Source organism: Marinobacter profundi (genome assembly GCF_002744715.1).
GTDB lineage: Bacteria > Pseudomonadota > Gammaproteobacteria > Pseudomonadales > Oleiphilaceae > Marinobacter > Marinobacter profundi.
The window spans coordinates 308,141-327,919 of sequence record NZ_KZ319369.1 but is presented as its reverse complement, the minus strand read 5'-3'; the positions used below and the strand labels follow the sequence as shown (position 1 = coordinate 327,919).

General features: G+C 60.8%; 15 protein-coding genes. 10 read left to right on the top strand and 5 right to left on the bottom strand.

Going from position 1 to position 19,779, the window contains the following annotated elements; all coding sequences use genetic code 11:
* Positions 1-19: 19 nt before the first annotated feature.
* Positions 20-958 (bottom strand): D-2-hydroxyacid dehydrogenase, encoded by a 939-nt coding sequence (locus CLH61_RS07025; protein WP_099613988.1) that lies wholly within the window; start codon positions 956-958, stop codon positions 20-22.
* A gap of 77 nt (positions 959-1,035) precedes the next feature.
* Between CLH61_RS07025 and tmpT the strand changes: the two genes are divergently transcribed.
* From tmpT to CLH61_RS06995, 6 genes are all read left to right on the top strand, one after another.
* The gene (gene tmpT / locus CLH61_RS07020) at positions 1,036-1,695 is read left to right on the top strand and encodes a thiopurine S-methyltransferase (RefSeq protein WP_099613987.1); all 660 of its coding nucleotides are present in this window, start codon (positions 1,036-1,038) and stop codon (positions 1,693-1,695) included.
* A 148-nt stretch (positions 1,696-1,843) separates the two neighbouring features.
* Positions 1,844-4,216 (top strand): DUF6351 family protein, encoded by a 2,373-nt coding sequence (locus tag CLH61_RS07015; RefSeq protein WP_099613986.1) that lies wholly within the window; start codon positions 1,844-1,846, stop codon positions 4,214-4,216.
* A 322-nt stretch (positions 4,217-4,538) separates the two neighbouring features.
* On the top strand, positions 4,539-6,461 hold the full coding sequence (locus CLH61_RS07010; RefSeq protein WP_099613985.1) for a PrkA family serine protein kinase: 1,923 nt from the start codon (positions 4,539-4,541) through the stop codon (positions 6,459-6,461).
* A gap of 33 nt (positions 6,462-6,494) precedes the next feature.
* Positions 6,495-7,790: a YeaH/YhbH family protein gene (locus tag CLH61_RS07005; protein WP_099613984.1), complete on the top strand. Its 1,296-nt coding sequence runs from the start codon at positions 6,495-6,497 to the stop codon at positions 7,788-7,790.
* Entirely contained in the window at positions 7,787-9,352 is a 1,566-nt protein-coding gene (locus CLH61_RS07000) for a SpoVR family protein (protein WP_099613983.1), read from the top strand. Before CLH61_RS07005 ends, CLH61_RS07000 begins: the two co-directional genes overlap by 4 nt.
* A gap of 126 nt (positions 9,353-9,478) precedes the next feature.
* Positions 9,479-11,335 carry an alkaline phosphatase D family protein gene (locus CLH61_RS06995; protein ID WP_228152571.1) on the top strand — a complete coding sequence of 619 codons (1,857 nt, stop codon included), beginning with the start codon at positions 9,479-9,481 and terminating at the stop codon, positions 11,333-11,335.
* Here the strand turns inward: CLH61_RS06995 and CLH61_RS06990 are convergent, their stop codons facing one another.
* From CLH61_RS06990 to CLH61_RS06980, 3 genes are all read right to left on the bottom strand, one after another.
* On the bottom strand, positions 11,336-12,694 hold the full coding sequence (locus CLH61_RS06990) for a TrpB-like pyridoxal phosphate-dependent enzyme (protein WP_099613982.1): 1,359 nt from the start codon (positions 12,692-12,694) through the stop codon (positions 11,336-11,338). It lies immediately after the preceding gene.
* A gap of 100 nt (positions 12,695-12,794) precedes the next feature.
* Positions 12,795-13,526 (bottom strand): LrgB family protein, encoded by a 732-nt coding sequence (locus tag CLH61_RS06985; protein WP_099614216.1) that lies wholly within the window; start codon positions 13,524-13,526, stop codon positions 12,795-12,797.
* A gap of 10 nt (positions 13,527-13,536) precedes the next feature.
* Positions 13,537-13,917, bottom strand: coding sequence for a CidA/LrgA family protein (locus CLH61_RS06980; protein WP_099613981.1), 381 nt, complete (start codon positions 13,915-13,917; stop codon positions 13,537-13,539).
* Positions 13,918-14,267: 350 nt separating this feature from the next.
* Between CLH61_RS06980 and CLH61_RS06975 the strand changes: the two genes are divergently transcribed.
* Together CLH61_RS06975 and CLH61_RS06970 are read left to right on the top strand one after the other, a co-directional pair.
* On the top strand, positions 14,268-14,858 hold the full coding sequence (locus tag CLH61_RS06975; RefSeq protein WP_099613980.1) for an outer membrane beta-barrel protein: 591 nt from the start codon (positions 14,268-14,270) through the stop codon (positions 14,856-14,858).
* 271 nt (positions 14,859-15,129) lie between these two features.
* A complete protein-coding gene (locus CLH61_RS06970) occupies positions 15,130-16,569 on the top strand; it encodes a WS/DGAT/MGAT family O-acyltransferase (protein WP_099613979.1) in 1,440 nt (479 codons plus the stop codon).
* A 97-nt stretch (positions 16,570-16,666) separates the two neighbouring features.
* On the opposite strand, the gene CLH61_RS06965 is transcribed toward CLH61_RS06970, so the two are convergent.
* Complete coding sequence (locus CLH61_RS06965) at positions 16,667-17,257, bottom strand: TetR family transcriptional regulator (protein ID WP_211289081.1); 591 nt, start codon at positions 17,255-17,257, stop codon at positions 16,667-16,669.
* A 266-nt stretch (positions 17,258-17,523) separates the two neighbouring features.
* Here CLH61_RS06965 and CLH61_RS06960 point away from each other — a divergent pair, with 266 nt between their 5' ends.
* Together CLH61_RS06960 and CLH61_RS06955 are read left to right on the top strand one after the other, a co-directional pair.
* The gene (locus tag CLH61_RS06960; RefSeq protein ID WP_099613977.1) at positions 17,524-18,627 is read left to right on the top strand and encodes a ferredoxin reductase; all 1,104 of its coding nucleotides are present in this window, start codon (positions 17,524-17,526) and stop codon (positions 18,625-18,627) included.
* Positions 18,628-18,675: 48 nt separating this feature from the next.
* Positions 18,676-19,755 carry a fatty acid desaturase family protein gene (locus CLH61_RS06955; RefSeq protein ID WP_099613976.1) on the top strand — a complete coding sequence of 360 codons (1,080 nt, stop codon included), beginning with the start codon at positions 18,676-18,678 and terminating at the stop codon, positions 19,753-19,755.
* The last annotated feature ends 24 nt before the right edge of the window (positions 19,756-19,779 follow it).

The window sequence follows — 19,779 nt, the reverse complement described above, 5'->3', positions numbered from 1 at the left end:
CGGTTTTTTTATGCCCGGTTCAGCCTGCCACCGCGGCCAGGTTAGCGGCCGTGATACCGACAATGCGCTGGCGTGCCTCCCGGCTGGCCCAGGCCGAGTGCGGCGTGATAATCAGATTGGGGATGTCGTCCGCCAGCAAGGGATTGCCATTGCGGGGCGGCTCTTCCGTCAGCACATCGAAGCCGGCGCCGCCGATCACCCCGTTTCTCAGGGCGTCCGCCAGCGCCTGCTCGTCCACCAGCCCGCCGCGACTGGTATTGATCAGCAAGGCATCCCGCTTCATCCGGGCCAGCTCCCGCGCGCCGATCATGTTGCGGGTGTCCTCGGTCAACAGGCAGTGCAGCGACAACACATCCACCCGGGGCAGCAACTCGTCCAGCGGCAGGCGCTGGTAGCCGTCCACTTCCCCCGCCGGCTGCCCGGGCCGGGCACCGAGCAGGATCTTCATGCCGAATGCCTTCGCCCGCTCCACCACGCCCTGCCCCAGGTCACCGTATCCCACCACACCGAGGGTGCGGCCTTCCAGTTCCAGGATCGGGTGATCCATCAGGCAGAACATGTCGCTCCGGCCCCAGCGCCCGGATCGCACATCGCGGTCGTAATCCAGCAGGCGGGTCGCCAGTGCCAGAATCAGCGCCATGGTGTGCTGTGCCACGGTCGAGCGGCCGTAATTGACCACGTTCATCACCCGGATGCCATGTTCCTTGGCCACCACCTGGTCGATGTTGTTCAGCCCGGTAGCCACCACCGCGATCGTCGCCAGCTCCGGACAGGCGGCAAAATGGTCCCGCGTCAGCACCACCTTGTTGGTCAGCACCGTATCGAAACCGCGAATCCGCTCCAGCACCTGCTCCGGGGCCGTCCGACCGTACTTCACCAGGGCACCGGTAACGGCCTCGATGGGGGCCAGGTCCACATCGTTTCCCAGGGTGTCTGCATCCAGGAATACCGCTTTCATTGCACCTCTCCATAAGCGTTCGTTGCTAACTAGGGTACACTCAGGAAACGACTCTAACCACAGGCAGGGAGACAGCGATGGAACACGAATTCTGGCACGCCCGCTGGGCCAACAAAGAGATCGGCTTCCACGAGGGCAGCGTCAACAAGTACCTCAGTGACCACTGGCCCGACTTCGTCACCAGTGGCGACGAAACCGTCTTTGTACCACTGTGCGGCAAATCCCACGACATGTGGTGGCTCAACGATCGCGGCCATCCCATTATTGGCGTCGAACTCAGCGAGATCGCCTGCAAGGATTTTTTCGAGGAGGGCCAGGAAAAAGCCATGGTTCACCCTGGCGAGCCCTTCACCAGGTTTGTCCATGACGATCTCGAACTCTGGTGCGGCGACTTCTTTCAGCTGGTTCCGGAAGACCTTCGCAACGTCCGCCTGGTGTACGACCGCGCCGCCCTCATCGCGCTGCCTCCGGAGATGCGTCAGGGCTATGTCGATCACCTGACGGCGGTGATCCCCGAGGACAGCCGCATCCTGCTAATCACCCTGGACTATGACAGCCGGGAGATGAAAGGACCGCCGTTCAATGTCAGTGATGAAGAAGTCCACCGCCTGTTCGGCGAGGACTACGACATCCGCCAGGTACTCAAGAAAGATATGGCCCGCGACAACCCCTTCGCCAAACGCCGGGGTCTGCAGAGTGGCGCTACTGAAAGCGTTTTTTATCTCAAAAAAAACTGATCCCGAACTTCTCGACGTTATAAAGAGTTAACCCAAATATCCCGGAGCGGCGCCGAAAATGCCGCTCTTTTTGTTTGTGTTTTCGTCATGCTGAGCCATGCTGGCAAATTGGACGCTGTAACATTTATTTACAAAGAAGGATCTTACCATGCCAGCAATTGTTCGATTGCTCCCGGCCCTGGCGCTGGGACTGCTCCTTGGCCTGTCACCCCTCAGCCGGGCCGCCAACCCCCACTATTCACTGGAGGTCTTGTCCAGCGCACCGGACCAGGTGTCCGGAACCGAGGTGCTGGTTCGTGTGATGTTCCGGGAACACGCGGACAAATCGACGCCCGCGGTGGCCTCCCGGTTGCGCCAACTCGAATTCTGGCTCAACGACCAACCGGTTGAACCACTGATCCGCGGTGGACGCAACGGTCACGAGATCCTGATCAGCGGCCTGGAAACCGGCCCGAACCGCCTGGAGCTTCATCATCGCCAGCAAGGCCCGCTGGCCAGTATGGAACTGGTTGCCCACCCCATCAGCGGGCCGATATTTTCCGGTCCCCAGCAATACCCGTTTGTCTGCACGGTAACCACCGAACTGGGCAAACAACCCCTGGTGGACACCGGGAGCGACAGCGGTTTTCCGGTACTGGATGACAATGGCAACCAGATCGGCCTCAGCAAGGACTGTTCGATCGAGCCCTATGTCACCTTCCTCTACCGCACCACCGGTGGTCAGTGGCATACGCTGCCGGATGACGGCAGCCGGCCCGCAGACATGGCCACCACCACCCTGACGGATGGGCGCACGGTTGATTTTGTGGTGCGTCAGGAACGGGGCACCATCAACCGCTTTATTTACAGCTTCGCCACCCTGGCGGAGGCCAGCGACACTCCCTGGCAAGCGTCTACCCGGCTCTGGAACGGCCGCCTGCTGTTCCACTTTGAAGGCGGCGTCGCCATCGGCCACACCCAGGGTGAGCTGAGCCGCCGGGCACTGGAGCCGGAAGTACTGAAAAAAGGCTATGCGGTGATCTATTCCACCGGCACCCGCACCAGTACCCACTATAACCTCCAGGTCGGCGGCGAAACCGCGCTGATGGTTAAGGAACACTTCATCAAGCGCTTTGGTGAGCCTGTCTACACCGTGGCGATCGGCGGCTCCGGCGGCGGCATCCAGCAGTACGTCTATTCGCAGAACCATCCCGAGTTGTTGGATGGCGGCGTGCCCCAGTATTCCTACCCGGACATGATTACCCAGGTCATTCATGTCGGCGATTGCGAGCTGCTGGAACACTTCATGGACGTAACCGACCGCACCAACCAGAAATGGCAGACCACCAGCAACCGCAGCTGGCTGGTCGGACTGAACGCAACCGATGCCTACCCGGACCCGCTGGCCGATGCCAAGCGTGCACTCGGCTTCGCAACGGCTCCGGGGATGACCGAATGCATCCCCGCCTGGCGCGGTCTGTCGCCGCTGGTCCTCAATCCGTTATTCGGTTTTGCCGACAACCAGCAACTGATGCAACCGCCGGGGATCATGGCGGATGTGCAGTGGACCCACTTCGATGATGCCCGCAATATCTACGGCCTGGACGAGAACGGTAACCCCCGCACGGTGTATGACAATGTCGGTGTCCAGTACGGGCTTCGGGCGCTCACCGAGGGCCAGATCAGCACCACGGAGTTCCTGCGGCTGAACGCCCTGGTGGGCGGCTGGAAACACCCCAATGACATGGTGCAGGAGGGCTTTCCGTTCCTTGGCAGCTTTGATGACGTGATGGCAGACCCGTCACGGTTCGACCCCTGGAGCGCCCGCAACATGACCCTCAGCCCGGACGGCGAGACGCCCGCTCCACGGACCCGGGCCAGCACCGAAGCGATCGGGGCCGCCTACACCTCGGGCCTGGTATTCGACGGCCAGCTCAACATGCCGGTTATCGACTGGCGCCACTACCTTGAAGAGGTGCTGGATATGCACAACAGCCACCAGTCCTTCTCGGCACGCCAGCGCATCATCAACCGGATGGGGGATGCCGGCAACCAGGTGATCTGGTTTACCGATGCCCGGCCCACCGACACCAGCAACCCGGACCGGCCACGCCCGGCCGACGATTTCAACCAGACCTGGCAGGCGCTGGAGGTGCTCCATGACTGGATCATGAACATCCGGGCCAACCCGCAGCACGGAATTGCCGGCAACCGCCCCACCCTCGCCACCGATGCCTGTTTCAGCAGTGACGGCAGCCTGATCAGCGCCGGCGACACAGTGTGGGACGGCATCCTTGACGACAACCCCGAGGGCGCCTGCACTGCGCAGTTCCCGACCTACACCACCTCGCGGATGGTGGCGGGCGGTCCCATCGAGGGCAGCATCTTCCAGTGCAGCCTCAAGCCGGTGAGTACCGCGCTGACCGATGGCACCTATGGCCCGGTGAGCTTCAGTGCGGAGGAGGCCGAACGCCTGCACGCCATCTTCCCGGACGGCGTGTGCGACTACAGCCAACCTGACCTGGGCCGACCGGCCCGCTAGGGGCCAGGGAACATGGCAGCCGACCGCTGGCTGCCATGTTCCTACTTTGGAGGTTCCTGCTTTAAAGGTTCCGACATTAAAAGTTTCGACATTAAAAATCACACCGCCTTACGAAACGGTTTAGCAATCTCACTGTCATACCCCGCGAGATTGGACTAATCTCAAATTAACCGAACCGGCAAACGCCCTGCGGCGTACAAACCGGTGAGGACTATCCTTTTCATCCACCTGGAACAACCGAACCGCCAGGTTTGGCGGCACCGACAGCAACGGGGAAATTGCGTGAACTTATAAGTTAGAAACTGCGAGCGAGGGGCCATCTATGAGCATTGTGCAGCACTTCAAGACCCGGTATGAGTCGACCCAGGAAGAAGAATACTCCCTGGAGGAATACCTGGAGATCTGCAAAAAGGACCCGACGGCATACGCAACCGCCGCCGAACGTATGTTACTGGCCATTGGCGAGCCAGAACTGATCGACACTTCCCGTGACTCCCGCCTGTCACGCATCTTTTCCAACAAGGTCATCAAACGGTATCCGGAATTCTCCGAGTTCTACGGCATGGAAGAAGCCGTGGAGAATATCGTGTCGTTCTTCCGCCATGCCGCCCAGGGCCTGGAAGAGAAGAAACAGATCCTGTACCTGCTCGGCCCCGTGGGTGGTGGCAAGTCCTCCCTCGCCGAGAAGCTCAAGGTGCTGATGCAGAAGGTGCCTTTCTACGCCATCAAGGGCTCGCCGGTGAACGAGTCGCCGCTGGCCCTGTTTGATCCTTCCGAGGACGCCCAGATCCTCGAGGAGGAATACGGCATTCCCGCCCGCTACCTCAAGTCCATCATGTCACCCTGGGCGGTCAAGCGCCTGCACGAGTTTGGTGGTGATATCAGCCAGTTCCGGGTGGTCAAGCGCTACCCCTCGGTACTCGACCAGATTGCGGTGTCGAAGACCGAACCCGGCGACGACAACAACCAGGACATTTCCGCCCTGGTCGGCAAGGTCAACATCCGCATGCTGGAAGATTATTCCCAGGATGACCCGGATGCCTACAGCTTCAGTGGCGGCCTGTGCAAGGCCAACCAGGGCCTGCTGGAATTCGTCGAGATGTTCAAGGCGCCCATCAAGGTCCTGCACCCGCTGCTGACCGCAACCCAGGAAGGCAACTACAACACCACCGAGGGCATGGGTTCGGTGCCCTTTGAAGGCATCATCCTCGCCCACTCCAACGAGTCCGAGTGGCAGACCTTCCGCAACAACAAGCACAACGAAGCCTTCCTTGACCGGGTTTACATCGTCAAGGTGCCCTACTGCGTGCGGGTGACCGAAGAGATCGAGATCTACAAGAAACTGCTCAAGCACAGTTCGCTGTTCGGCGCGCCCTGTGCTCCGGACACCTTGGCCATGCTGGCCCAGTTCTCGGTGCTGTCTCGCATCAAGGAGCCGGAAAACTCCAGCATTTTCTCCAAAATGCGGGTATACGACGGCCAGAACATCAAGGATACCGATCCCAAGGCCAAGTCGATCCAGGAGTACCGGGATTCCGCCGGGGTAAACGAAGGCATGGACGGCCTGTCCACCCGGTTTGCCTTCAAGATCCTCTCCAAGGTGTTCAACTTTGACACCACGGAAGTGGCTGCCAACCCGGTCCACCTGCTGTATGTGCTTGAAAAGCAGATCGAGCAGGAACAGTTCCAGTCCGAAACCCAGGAGCGCTACCTGCGGTTCATCAAGGAGTTCCTGGCACCGCACTACGTGGAGTTCATTGGCAAGGAGATCCAGACCGCGTACCTGGAAAGCTACAGCGAGTATGGCCAGAACCTGTTCGACCGCTATGTGACCTATGCCGACTTCTGGATTCAGGACCAGGAATACCGGGATCCGGAAACCGGCGAGATTCTCGACCGCTCCTCCATCAACGATGAACTGGAGAAGATCGAGAAGCCGGCCGGTATCAGCAACCCGAAAGACTTCCGCAACGAAGTGGTCAACTTTGTGCTGCGGGCCCGGGCCAACAACCAGGGACGCAACCCGTCCTGGCTCAGTTATGAGAAGCTGCGCAGCGTGATCGAGAAGAAGATGTTCTCCAACACCGAGGACCTGCTGCCGGTGATTTCCTTCAACCCGAAAGCCAGCCAGGAAGATCAGAAGAAACACAAGCAGTTCGTCGAACGTATGGTCGATCGAGGCTACACCGAGAAACAGGTGCGTCTGCTCGCAGAATGGTATCTGCGGGTTCGCAAGTCTCACTAAGTCAGTGACCACTCACTGATCGGGAGTAACGCTATGGGTATGACCCACATCGTCGACCGACGGCTGAACGGCAAGAACAAGAGCGCAGTGAACCGGGAACGGTTCCTGCGCCGGTACCGCGGCCATATCAAGAAGGCAGTGGCGGATGCTGTGCAACGGCGCTCGATAACCGACATCGAACGGGGCGAGAACGTCAGCATCCCGTCCCGGGATATCCAGGAACCCACGTTCCACCATGGTCAGGGTGGCCGGCGGGAAGTGGTTCACCCCGGCAACAAAGAGTTTGTTGCCGGTGACAAGGTGCCCAAACCCCAGGGCGGGGGTGGTCAGGGCGGAGGTCAGGGCCAGGCGAGCCCGGATGGCGAAGGCATGGACGAGTTTGCCTTCCAGATTACCCAGGAGGAGTTCCTCGACTTCCTGTTTGATGACCTGGAGCTGCCCAACCTCGCCCGCAAGAAACTGAAAGATACCGAGTCCTTCAAATACGTGCGTTCCGGGTTCTCCACCCAGGGGGTACCCGCCAAGCTGGACGTGGTGCGCTCGCTGCGTGGCGCCCACGCTCGCCGGCTGGGCCTCGGAGGTGCCCGCAAGAAGAAAATCCGCGAACTGGAAGCCCAGCTGGCCGAACTGCTGGCAGCCCCGGACGATCTCGACCCGGCCTTCAGCCATGAGGACCAGATCCAGGTCCTGGAGGAGGAAATCGCACGACTGAAGGCCAACGTGCGGCGCATTCCGTTCATCGACGACATCGACCTGCGCTACCGCCAGCACCTCAAACAGCCGCAGCCGGCCACCAGTGCAGTGATGTTCTGCCTGATGGACGTGTCCGGGTCGATGACCCAGATGCACAAGGACATCGCCAAGCGGTTCTTTATCCTGCTGTATCTGTTCCTGAAGAAGAACTACAAGAAGATCGATGTGGTCTTCATCCGCCACCACACCAGCGCCAAGGAAGTGGACGAGGAGGAGTTTTTCTACAGCCGGGAAACCGGCGGCACCATCGTATCCAGTGCCCTCAAACTGATGCACAAGATTGTCGAGTCCCGCTACCCGCCATCGGAATGGAATATTTACGCCGCGCAGGCCTCCGACGGTGATAACTGGAATGACGACTCCCCGGTATGCAGCAAGATTCTTGCCGACCGGATCCTGCCGCTGGTGCAGTACTACGCCTATGTGGAGATCACCCCGCAGGATCACCAGATGCTGTGGTACGAGTACGAGAAGGTGATGGAGAACTTCCCGCAAAGCTTTGCCATGCAGCAGATCGCCGATCCCAGTGAGATCTACCCGGTCTTCCGCCAGTTGTTCGAGAGGAAAGCCGCATGAGTGACATTATTGACCGTCCCAACGAGCCGGCGCCCGACACCCCGGCGGAGCGCATACCCATTTCCACCAGCTCGGAGTGGACCTTCGAGCTGATCCGCCAGTACGACACCGAGATCGCCAAATGCGCCGCCGAGTTCGGTCTGGACACCTACCCCAACCAGATCGAAGTCATCAGCGCCGAGCAGATGATGGATGCCTACAGCTCGGTCGGGATGCCCGTGGGCTATCATCACTGGTCGTTCGGCAAGCAGTTCCTGCATACCGCACGGGGCTACCAGCGCGGGCAAATGGGGCTGGCCTATGAAATCGTGATCAACTCCAACCCCTGCATCGCCTATCTGATGGAAGAAAACACCCTGCCCATGCAGGCACTGGTGATTGCCCATGCCAGCTATGGTCACAACTCCTTCTTCAAGGGCAACTACCTGTTCCGCACCTGGACCGATGCCAGCGCGATCATCGACTACCTGGTGTTCGCCCGTCATTACGTGGCCCAGTGCGAGGAACGCCACGGCGTGGATGCGGTGGAGGAAATTCTCGATTCCTGCCATGCCCTGATGAACTACGGCGTCGACCGCTACAAGCGTCCGGCACCGATTTCCGCCTCGGAAGAGCAGCGCCGGCAGAAAGACCGGGAGGAATACCAGCAGCGCCGACTCAACGACCTGTGGCGAACCATCCCGAAGATGGGGGGCGAGGACGACCCGGTGAAACGCCAGAAGCGTTTTCCGTCAGAGCCCCAGGAAAACATTCTCTACTTCATTGAAAAAAACGCGCCGCTGCTGGAAACCTGGCAGCGGGAAATCGTCCGTATCGTGCGCAAGCTGGCCCAGTACTTCTATCCGCAGCGACAGACCCAGGTGATGAACGAGGGCTGGGCGACCTTCTGGCATTACACCCTGCTGCACCGGATGTACGAGAAGGGTCTGGTCAACGACGGCTTCATGCTGGAATTCCTGCAGAGCCACACGGCAGTGGTCTACCAGCCGCCGTTCAACAGCCCCTGGTATTCCGGCATCAACCCCTACACCCTGGGCTTCAACATCTTCACCGACCTGCGGCGGATCTGCGAACATCCCACCGACGAGGACCGCCACTGGTTCCCCGACATCGCCGGTACCAACTGGGTGGAGACGCTGCACTTTGCCATGAAGAACTTCAAGGATGAAAGCTTCATCCAGCAGTTCCTGTCGCCCAAGGTGATGCGGGATCTCAAGCTGTTTGCCATCGAGAATGACGACCGCGAGGACCATTACAAGGTCACCGCGATCCACGACGAGCCGGGCTACCGGGTGCTGCGGGAGAAGCTGGCGCGCCAGTACAACCTCAGCTACCGGGAGCCCAACATCCAGGTGTGGAACGTGGATGTGCGGGGTGACCGCTCGCTTACCCTGCGCCACATTCCCGTCGACCGGGTGCCGCTGGGCGAGGATACCGATGAGGTGCTGCGCCATGTCCACCGGCTGTGGGGCTTTGATGTGCATCTGGAGAGCGTGGATGACGGCACGCTGGTGCAGGAATACCACTGCCCCCCCAAGGACCTGCTGGACGGCGACGATTAACCGGGATGACGATGAGTGACCCGAGAGCAATCCCCACAACCTGCTGGCCCGGATATTGAAGCAGCCGCCGGCACCGCCTCTCCGGTGCTGGCCGGCCCGCTACTCCGGCATACCGCGACGGACCGCATGGTGCTCTGGCTGGCCAGCCGCGAGCCCCTCGACCTGATGATCAGGGTGACCGGGCGGGACCAGCCGCAACAGCATTACCTGGATCGCGCGATCCGCGGCGACGAGCTGACCCGACTGCGGGTGGGCAGCCATGCCTGGCTGCACTTGCTCGAGATCACCCCCGATCTGCCGCTGCCCCGGGACACCTTCCTCGAATACGACCTCGGCATCGTGACGCACGGGACGCCCCGATGGGTGCAGGACTGGGCACCACACCTGTGCCCCGGGAACCGGGCGCGGCCGGGCTTCGTGCTCAAGTCACGGCTCGACCGGATTCTTCACGGCTCCTGCCGCCGTCCCCATCACCCCGCGGCAGATGGCCTGCTACGGGTCGATGAGGAGTTGCAGTCGGCCGCCAACCCCGGGGAGGTGCCCGCGCTGTTGCTGATGACCGGCGACCAGATCTACGCCGATGATGTTGCCGGCCCGATGCTCCACGCCATCCATTGCGTTATCCACCAGCTGGGCCTTTACCAGGAAGTGCTCGAGGGCGCCTCCCTCGCCCACAGCCGCGAACTGACCTCTGTTGCCAACGCCTATTACCACCGGGACGAGCTGTTGCCGAAGTCCGAGTTCAATGAGGAACTCACCGAACGGTTTTTCGGCGGTGTGCGCAAGCCGGTGTTCACCACTGCCAACGCGGGCAATCACCTGATTTCCTTCGCCGAGGTCATCGCCATGTACCTGCTGGTGTGGTCACCCACCCCCTGGTCCCTGGTTACCGCCGCAGAACCGGTCAGCGACGTGGACGAACTGGCCCGCTACCGGCGCGAGCAGCAAGCCATCGATGCCTTCCGGGCGGGACTGCCCAAAGCGGCCCGGGCACTGGCCAATGTGCCGGTGTACATGATCTTTGACGACCACGACATCAGTGATGACTGGAATCTGTCCGCCCTGTGGGAAACCACCGCCTACGAGCATCCGTTTTCCCGACGGATTATCGGTAATGCCCTGCTGGGCTACCTGTTGTGTCAGGGTTGGGGTAACCAGCCCGGGAACGTCCGGGACTTGCTGGTCCCGTGTCGGCAACTGCTTGACGCTGACAGGGACCACCATGAGCTGGACAAGGCCACCCAGGACCAACTGATCGACAACCTGTTCCATTTCCGCCACTGGCATTACAGCCTGCCAACCCACCCGAAACTGGTGGTGCTGGACACCCGCACCCATCGCTGGCGCAGTGAACTGCGCCGCAGCCACCCGTCCGGACTGATGGATTGGGAGGCACTGACTGACTTCCAGCAGGAAATCATGGGCGAGAAGGCGGTTGTGGTGGTATCCCCGGCGCCGATGTTCGGCGTCAAGCTGATCGAAATGATCCAGCGGGTGTTCACCTGGTTCGGCAAGCCCCTGCTGGTGGATGCGGAGAACTGGATGGCCCACCGGGGAGCCGCCAGTGTGCTGTTGAATATCTTTGGCCATCCCCGCACCCCCGGGCACTTCGTGATCCTGTCGGGAGATGTCCATTACTCCTTTGCCTACGACATCAGGCTGCGCCACAAGCGCAACGGCCCGCAGATCTGGCAGATCACCAGCAGCGGCATCAAGAACGAGTTCCCCAATGGTCTGCTGGAGTGGCTGGACCGGCTTAACCGCTGGCTGTTCGCTCCCTGGTCCCCGCTCAACTGGTTCACCAAACGCCGGCGCATGCACATCCGCCCACGGCTGCCGGAAGGCAGGGAAGCGGGCGAACGGCTATGGAACCACGCCGGTATTGGCGAGGTGTGGCTGGACGATGACGGCACCCCGAGTGCCATCCGGCAACTCAATGCCGATGGCGGCGGGACGGTGTTCCAGCCGGGTCGGGACGTGTAATCAGGCGCCCACGGAGGGTAGGCCGGACAGCGCCATAGCCAGCTCCTGGTCATCGTATTCGTGGTCACCCAGCTCACCGGCAAAGTACGCGGTGTAGGCGGCCATGTCGAAGTGGCCGTGGCCGCTCAGACCGAACAGGATGACCTCTTCCTTGCCCTCCCGCTTGCAGCGCAGGGCTTCGTCAATCGCCCCCTTCACTGCGTGGTTGGCCTCAGGCGCCGGCACGATGCCTTCGTTGCGGGCGAACAGCACCCCGGCTTCGAAGCATTCGCGCTGGGTATAGGACACCGCTTCCATCAGCCCAAGCTCCTTGGCGTGGGATACCATCGCCGCCATGCCATGATAGCGCAGGCCACCGGCGTGGAAGCCAGGCGGTGTGAACCCTGAGCCCAGGGTGTGCATTTTGGTCAGCGGAGTCATCTTGGCGGTATCGCCATAATCATAGGCGTATTTACCGCGGGTCAGAGTCGGACAGGAGGAGGGTTCCACGGCCACAATGCGGGACTTCTCCCCGCCCCGCAGGGCATGCCCGATAAACGGGAACGCCAGCCCCGCAAAATTGGAACCACCACCGGTGCAGCCTACAATCACATCCGGCCAGCAGTCTGCCATTTCCATCTGCTGCATCGATTCAAGACCGATAACGGTCTGGTGTAACAGCACGTGGTTCAGCACCGAACCCAGCGCATACTTGGTGTTCGGGTCCTTCATGGCCAGCTCGACCGCCTCGGAAATGGCGATACCCAGGCTGCCGGTGTGTCCGGGATTCTCGGCGAGCACCTTGCGGCCGAATTCGGTCAGGTTCGAGGGCGAGGCAACGCAGTTCGCGCCATAGGTTTCCATCACGGCCCGACGGTAGGGTTTCTGGTCATAGGATACCCGCACCTGGAAAACCGTCACATCCATGTCAAACAGCGAACCGGCGAACGACAGCGACGTCCCCCACTGGCCGGCCCCGGTTTCCGTTGTCAGGGTTCGGATGCCGGCTTCACGGTTGTAGAACGCCTGCGGGATCGCGGAATTGGGCTTGTGGCTGCCGGCCGGGCTCACGCCCTCGTATTTGTAGAAAATTTTAGCCGGCGTACCCAGGGCCTTCTCGAGGCGGTGCGCCCGGTATAACGGTGCCGGACGCCACAGCCGGTAGACATCGCGGACCGGTTCCGGAATTTCCACTTCCCGCTCCGTCGTCACTTCCTGCTCGATCAGTGCCATCGGGAACAGCGGCTCAAGGTCAGACGGGCTGACCGGCTGCATGGTGGCCGGATGCAGCACCTGCGGCAGCGGCTCGGGGAAATCAGCCTGCAGGTTATACCAGTATTTTGGCATCTGGCTTTCATCGAGAAGAAACTTGGTTTGCATGAATTCCACGTCCTTTTTTGGTGTTGTTCTGTCTTGCTTTGATTTTGACTTTGGCTTCGGCTTCGGGGTCTGAATGCTGTCTTCGTTGCTGCCGGCAGTGTTACAACATGGCGGCCATGAGATCCACCAGCCAGGGCACCAACAGGGCCGTGGCGAAGGCGGACAGCGCCATGGCGAGCCCGGAGAATGCGCCCATCTGGGGGCTCACCTGGAACGCCCGAGCGGTACCGATCCCATGGGCGGCAACCCCCATTGCGATTCCCTTGGCAGTATCGTCCTTGATCCGCAGCCATTCAAACAGCTTGGTCCCCAGCAAGGCGCCGGTGATCCCGGTCAGCACGACCAGTACTGCAGTCAGGGAAGGCAGCCCACCGATTTTTTCCGAGATCCCCATGGCCACCGGCGCGGTGGCGGACTTGGGTGCCAGCGACATCTGGATTTCGGTTGAACCGCCCAGCAGCCAGGCCAGGCCAATGGAACTGCCGCCGGCAATGACCACCCCGCAGATCAGTGAAATGGTGACCGGCAACCACAACTGGCGCAAACGGGAAAACTGCTGGTACAGGGGCACCGCCAGGGCCACCGTGGCTGGCCCCAGCAGGAAATGGACGAACTGGGCGCCGGCAAAATAGTCATCGTAGGTGGACCCGGTAAGCACTAAAACCCCGATCAGCAGGGCAACGGAGGTAACCACCGGGTTCGCCCAGGGGCTCGATCCGGTGCGCAGGTAGAGCCGATAGGCCAGGCCGTAGGCCACCAGGGTGATGGTCAGCCCCAGCAGCGGTGACGCCGACAGGTACACCCAGATATCTTTCAGGCCGGGATCCGGCAGCAGGCCAGGGTTATTCATCCTTGCAGCCCCCCTGCCCCGCCGGCTTTGCCAGCCAGCGGGTGGTCAGCTGCATGATCAGTGCGGTCGCCACCATGGTGAGTATCGTGCTCAGTAACAGGGCCAGGGTAATAGGGAGCCATTCCTCTGCGATGCGCCCGAAGTGCGCCATCATTCCCACACCGGCCGGGACGAACAGCAGCGACAGGTGGCTCAGCAGGGCGGTGGCGGCGTTATCAACCGATTGCGGCGTCCGGCCCCGGATCATCAGGGTCAGGAACAGCATCACCATACCCAGTACCGGACCGGGAATGGGCAGTCCCAGCAACCGCACCGTAACCTCGCCCACCAACTGGTAAACCAGCAACAGGGTAATTCCGTTGAGAAACTGCATCTCCGGTACTCCGGCTTGTTATTTGAATGCCATTTTTACCGACACCATGTAATCGACTACTATCTGATCCAACATTAAGGCTGAGCATAGCCATAACCCCGTCAGCTGAACACTCGCCAGAAGTCGCATCGGAACGGTGGCAGCCGTCGCACCCGGGCCCTCACGCCTCACAAATACAATACTGCGTCACACTTATGGTGCGATCTCCGTCACACAGCATCACCTTCGCAAGTAACAGATTTACAACAGAATTTCCAAAAAACCACAACCCAGGTCTGATACCATTGGCAGCCGTCTCTCAGGGACAACACCCCAATAATCGACCAAAAACCAGACTGAATAGGTGTGAGATGAAAAAAGGAATTACCGGACTTGTCGCCGCTGCTGCCCTGCTGCCTGCAGCCGTTGCCGCCGAAAGCCTGAGCTACAACTATGTCGAGGGTGGCCTGGCGCTTTACCCGAGCTATGAATCTCAGACATTTCTGGGGCTCGAAGGCCGCGGCTCCTTCGCCATTAACGAGAACATCTTCGCCTTCGGCGGCCTCAAGTACCTCACCGACGATGTTGACCTGACTGCCCTGCACGTTGGCGGCGGCTATCGCCATGGCCTGGATGCCAAGACCGACCTCTGGGCCGGCCTGACCATTGAGTATCAGGAAATTGACGGCGGCACCCAATGCGTAAATACCTTCAGCGGCCCGTTCTGTGTTTCCAACAGCTTCGATGACACAGCCCTCGGCCTGCGTGGCGGTCTGCGCCATCAGCTCGATGACAAGCTGGAAATCGGCGGCAGCGCCCGCATCATCACCGGCGACCTGGACTACGTTGGGTTGACTGGCACCGCACGCTTCGCACTCCGCGACAACCTCAAGCTGCTTGGCGAGGTTGACCTGTACGACGGCGAGCTGGGCCTGATCGGCGGCGTTACCCTCGAGTTCTGATCCCTGCGCCTGTCCGGGCCCGGCACAACACTGCCGCGCCCGGCTTCCTTTCCGCCTGTTGCTCTCTCGCTCTTCGCCATCGCAACCCGCCCGTCCCAACCGCCACCCCGATACGCCGGCTTGCCGGACTCGACAATCCGATGGAACCATCGCTCCCGCTGGCCGTGTGATTAGCCGCAGTAGTTGCGTATACTTGCGCTCATAACTACATAACAAGCTCAACACTGGTCCGGCTCCGGGTTAACGGGGCCGCCAAGCAAGAGGACGATGAATGAAACGCCTGGGAACACTGGATGCGTCCTGGTTAGCGGTGGAGTCGGAAGACACTCCGATGCACGTAGGGAACCTGCAGATTTTTGCCTTACCGGAGGATGCCCCGGAAACCTTCCTGCGGGACATGGTTGAACGGATGAAATCCTGCACCGAAGTAGCACCGCCCTGGTGCTCGAAGCTGGCTTTTTCCGGCTTTCTCGGCCGGCTGGTAGCGCCCGCCTGGAAGGTCGACAAGGACATCGACCTGGACTATCACGTCCGCCACTCCGCACTACCCCGCCCCGGTGGCGAGCGGGAGCTCGGGATCCTGGTCTCAAGGCTCCATTCCAATCCGCTGGATTTCGCCCGACCGCTGTGGGAATGCCACGTCATAGAAGGATTGGAAAACAACCGGTTTGCCCTGTACACCAAGATGCATCATTCGATGATCGATGGCATCAGCGGCGTCCGGTTAATGCAGCGGGTATTGACCACCGATCCCGCCAAGCGTGATATGCCGCCGCCCTGGACGGTCAAACCCCAGCGCCGCCGTGGCAGCAAGACCGACAAGGAAGCGAGTATTCCGGCGGCCTTCTCCCAGGCCATGGATGCCCTGAAACTGCAGGCCGACATGGCGCCGCGGTTGTGGGACGCCATGGGGCGGCTGGTGCAGTCTGCCCGCCATCCCGAAGACGGCCTGACGGCACCGTTTACCGGGCCCTTGTCGATCCTCAACCACCGGGTGACCGGTCAGCGCCGGCTGGCGACCCAGCACTACCAGCTGGACCGGCTCAAAGAGCTGGCGCGGGTGTCTGGCGGCTCGCTGAATGACATTGTGCTATACCTGTGCGGCACAGCCCTGCGGCGGTTCCTGCTGGAACAGAACAGCCTGCCCGATAGTCCGCTGACCGCGGGCATTCCGGTGAACATCCGCCCTGCAGATGACCAGGGAACCGGCACCCAGATCAGCTTCATGATCGCCTCCCTCGCCACCAACGAAGCCGATCCGCTCAGCCGCCTGCAACACATCAAATCCTCCAGCCGGCGGGCCAAGGAACACCTGCAGAAGCTGCCCCGCAAGGCCCTGAACCAATACACCATGCTGCTAATGTCGCCCTACATTCTGCAACTGATGTCCGGTATGGGCGGCCGGATGCGACCGGTGTTCAACGTGACCATTTCCAATGTTCCCGGTCCGGAACGTACGCTGTACTACGAGGGCGCCAGGCTGGAAGCGATGTACCCGGTCTCCCTCATCGCCCACGGTGGTGCCCTGAACATTACCTGCCTGAGTTACAGCGGCTCGCTGAACTTCGGCTTCACGGGTTGCCGTGACACCCTCCCCAGCATGCAGAAACTGGCGGTGTATACCGGCGAAGCGCTGGACGAACTGGAGTCGCTGATCCTGCCACCAAAGCCCAAAGCCGCCGTACGCAAGAAAGCCGCGGGCACACACTGAAGTGAAAGCGCGGGCAGCCACAGCCGACTGCCCGCGCTCTGCGATCCATCCCCCTATGCCCGGAAAACTGGCGGTCGTTGTCGATCGCCGCTTACGGTCAGCGTGACTTGAGGTCGGCACTCTTCCAGTGCGCCGCCCCCACGAAGATCAGCTGCAAAAACCGTGTCGTCCGTTTGCGTACCTGGTCAATCTGGTAGTCATCCTCCGGTGAGACACCCAGCAGATCGGTCAGACTGAACGCCACGCTGCGAACCACCAGGTCACAGGTCATCTCCAGGTCGGCATCGCTGAGGTGCTCCGCCAGCCGCAAGCGCCGCAGATCGTTGGCCAGCTCGGTGGCAAAGAACCGCATCTCGCTGCGGATACCGTCCTGTACCGCCCGGCTCTCACCGGCCAGTCCCTGCGCCATGAACAGGAAAAAACTGCGGTTGGCCTGGACATGGCTGATAAAAATGCCAACGGACTCTTCCATCAGCTTGTCCGCCTGCAGCACATTGGCGCGGGCTTCCCGCATCATCCGCCGCAACACCAGGCCGAGCTCGTCCACCAGCTGCAGCCCGAGGTCGTCCATATTACGGAAATGGCGGTAGAAGGACGTCGGAACCACGCCGGCCTGGCGGGTGACCTCTCGGATACCGAGACTGGCGAAATGCCGGCCCTTGCCGACCAGCTCCAGCGCGGCTGTCATCAGCTTGTCCCGGGTCTCGCCCGGTTTTCTTCGTGTTTTTTCGACCCGCTGTTTATCAGGCCTTTGCTTGTCGACCATAGTCCCGCACACATACTGCTCGTTAACTTTGACAACAAGTGTACACATCCAGGAAAAATAAAGTACTTACTGCTTGTCATTTCGAGCCAAGGTTTCGTCGCAGATTGCCCGCCTCCCAACTCCTGTGTACAGTCGTACACATTAGTGAACACTTGTACACAACACTTGTGCAGATGGGAGGATAAACCATGCTGTCAAAACTCGAAAACAGTACCACCCTGCGCTGGCTGGGCAAGCAGCTGTTCAACCGGGAAGACCCCGCTGCCTTTTTTGACCCGCTGCTGGCCCCCCTTGATCCGATGCTGGTGCGGCAATATGTGCCGGCCCGTGTCGAGCGCATCGAGGCCGAAACCGCAGATACCAAGACGTTTACCCTGAAGCCGGCCGCCCGCTGGGGTGGGTTCCGCGCTGGCCAGCACGTCACCGTCAGTATCGACATCGACGGCCGCCGCCATAACCGGACCTTCAGCCTGTCGTGCTCACCATTACGCTGGCAGAAAGAGGGCCTGGTGACCCTGACCATCAAGCGCCTGCCCGGCGGACTGGTCACCAACTGGATGCACGACCATCTGGAACCCGGTGCGGTCATTGGTCTGGGCGAAACTTTCGGCGAGTTCCTGATCCCCGGGCAACCGGAGCCGGTGCTGTTCATTGCCGGCGGCAGCGGTATCACCCCGATTCTGAGCCAGCTGGAAACCATGGCCGCCGAGCAGTACCACGCCCCGGTCACCCTGCTCTATTTCGTGCGGACCCAGGCCGACATAATTGCAGCACAACGGTTGCACACCCTGCGCCAGGGCTGGCCGGCATTCAGCCTCAGCATACTGGCTACGGAAACCGGTGCGGCTCCCCGCTTCCTTAACGACGACCACCTGGATGCGGTACCCGGTCTGCGTGCCCGCCGCTGCTACCTCTGCGGCCCGGGTGGCCTGATGGAGCTGGCCACGGACCTGCTGCATCAACGGGGCATCGCGGATGACCACATCCACTGCACCTTTTTCGCTGCCCCCAAAGCGGCCCTTGCCGGCGACAGCCTCGGTGGCGAGGTCCGGTTCAGCCGTAGTGATGTCACGGTGACCGCCGAGGGCGAGGTCTCACTGCTCGATATTGCCGAAGCAGCCAGCCTGTCACCACGCTACGGCTGCCGCATGGGCATCTGCCACCAGTGCAGCTGCACCAAAACCAGCGGCACCGTAATTAACCGCCTCACCGGTAAAACTTCCGGCCCGGGTGAAGAAAAAATCCAGCTCTGCGTTTCGGTACCCAAAGGGCCGGTCAACCTCGAGCTTTAAAAGAACAGTTGTACACAGCCAGACCATGCGCTGTACCAGGAGAACACCATGCAAAAACTGACAGAAGCCCAGCTCAACGAACTGGAAAAAGACCTGAACGCCATTCGTGATGAGGTCCTCGCCGATCTCGGCGAGCGGGATGCCCGCTACATCCGCAAGGTTATCCGCCTGCACCGGAGCCTGGAAGTGGCAGGGCGGGTGATGATGCCCTTCGGCTTCATTCCGCCGGTATTCGTGGCCGCCACCACCGCTCTGGGGCTTGCCAAGATCATCGAGAATATGGAAATCGGCCACAACGTGATGCACGGCCAGTACGACTGGATGAACGATCCGGCACTGCATTCCCAGACCTATGAGTGGGATACCGTATGCACAGGTGATTCCTGGCGGCGTACCCACAACTACGAACATCACACCTACACCAACGTGATCGGCAAGGACCGCGACTACGGCTATGCCGTACTGCGCCTGAGCGATGACGTGAAGTGGCACCCCGGTCACAGCCTCCAGTTCATCAACTATGTTCTGCTGAGTGTTTTCTTCCAGTGGGGGGTGGGGGTTCACGAACTGGAGACTGAGCGCCTGCGCCGGCGCGAGATCCGCTGGAAGGACAAGCTCCCGTTTCTGAAGGAGTTCGCCCGCAAGGGTGGCCGTCAGGCGTTCAAGGATTATGTCTTCTTCCCGCTGCTGACCTTCCCGGTAGCGCCGATTGTGCTGGCTGGTAACGTCGGGGCGAACCTGATCCGCAACCTTTGGTCCTCCACAGTGATCTTCTGCGGGCACTTCACCCAGGACGCAGAAACCTTTACCGAAGCGGAGTGTGAGAACGAAAGCAAGGGCCACTGGTATCTGCGCCAACTCACCGGCTCAAGCAACTTTACCGGCGGTAAACTGGTCCATCTGCTGAGCGGCCACCTGAGCTACCAGATCGAGCACCATGTGTTCCCGGACCTGCCCGCTCACCGTTATCCAGAGATTTCGCCCCGGGTACAGGAAATCTGCGCCAGATACGGCATCCACTACAACACCGGGAGCTTTGCCGGCCAGTACGGCACGGTGATCAAGCGCATCCTGAAGTACTCGCTGCCGGATGGTGTGCGTAGCCGGCTGGAAGCCCAGCCTGCTTGATCGCTGTCCCCTGAACCAAAAACG

Coding starts and splice junctions, on each gene's coding strand:
- CLH61_RS07025 (WP_099613988.1), bottom strand. CDS start 958: ATGAAAGCGGTATTCCTGGATGCAGACACCCTGGGAAACGATGTGGAC.
- tmpT (WP_099613987.1), top strand. CDS start 1,036: ATGGAACACGAATTCTGGCACGCCCGCTGGGCCAACAAAGAGATCGGC.
- CLH61_RS07015 (WP_099613986.1), top strand. CDS start 1,844: ATGCCAGCAATTGTTCGATTGCTCCCGGCCCTGGCGCTGGGACTGCTC.
- CLH61_RS07010 (WP_099613985.1), top strand. CDS start 4,539: ATGAGCATTGTGCAGCACTTCAAGACCCGGTATGAGTCGACCCAGGAA.
- CLH61_RS07005 (WP_099613984.1), top strand. CDS start 6,495: ATGGGTATGACCCACATCGTCGACCGACGGCTGAACGGCAAGAACAAG.
- CLH61_RS07000 (WP_099613983.1), top strand. CDS start 7,787: ATGAGTGACATTATTGACCGTCCCAACGAGCCGGCGCCCGACACCCCG.
- CLH61_RS06995 (WP_228152571.1), top strand. CDS start 9,479: ATGGTGCTCTGGCTGGCCAGCCGCGAGCCCCTCGACCTGATGATCAGG.
- CLH61_RS06990 (WP_099613982.1), bottom strand. CDS start 12,694: ATGCAAACCAAGTTTCTTCTCGATGAAAGCCAGATGCCAAAATACTGG.
- CLH61_RS06980 (WP_099613981.1), bottom strand. CDS start 13,917: ATGCAGTTTCTCAACGGAATTACCCTGTTGCTGGTTTACCAGTTGGTG.
- CLH61_RS06975 (WP_099613980.1), top strand. CDS start 14,268: ATGAAAAAAGGAATTACCGGACTTGTCGCCGCTGCTGCCCTGCTGCCT.
- CLH61_RS06970 (WP_099613979.1), top strand. CDS start 15,130: ATGAAACGCCTGGGAACACTGGATGCGTCCTGGTTAGCGGTGGAGTCG.
- CLH61_RS06965 (WP_211289081.1), bottom strand. CDS start 17,257: ATGACAGCCGCGCTGGAGCTGGTCGGCAAGGGCCGGCATTTCGCCAGT.
- CLH61_RS06960 (WP_099613977.1), top strand. CDS start 17,524: ATGCTGTCAAAACTCGAAAACAGTACCACCCTGCGCTGGCTGGGCAAG.
- CLH61_RS06955 (WP_099613976.1), top strand. CDS start 18,676: ATGCAAAAACTGACAGAAGCCCAGCTCAACGAACTGGAAAAAGACCTG.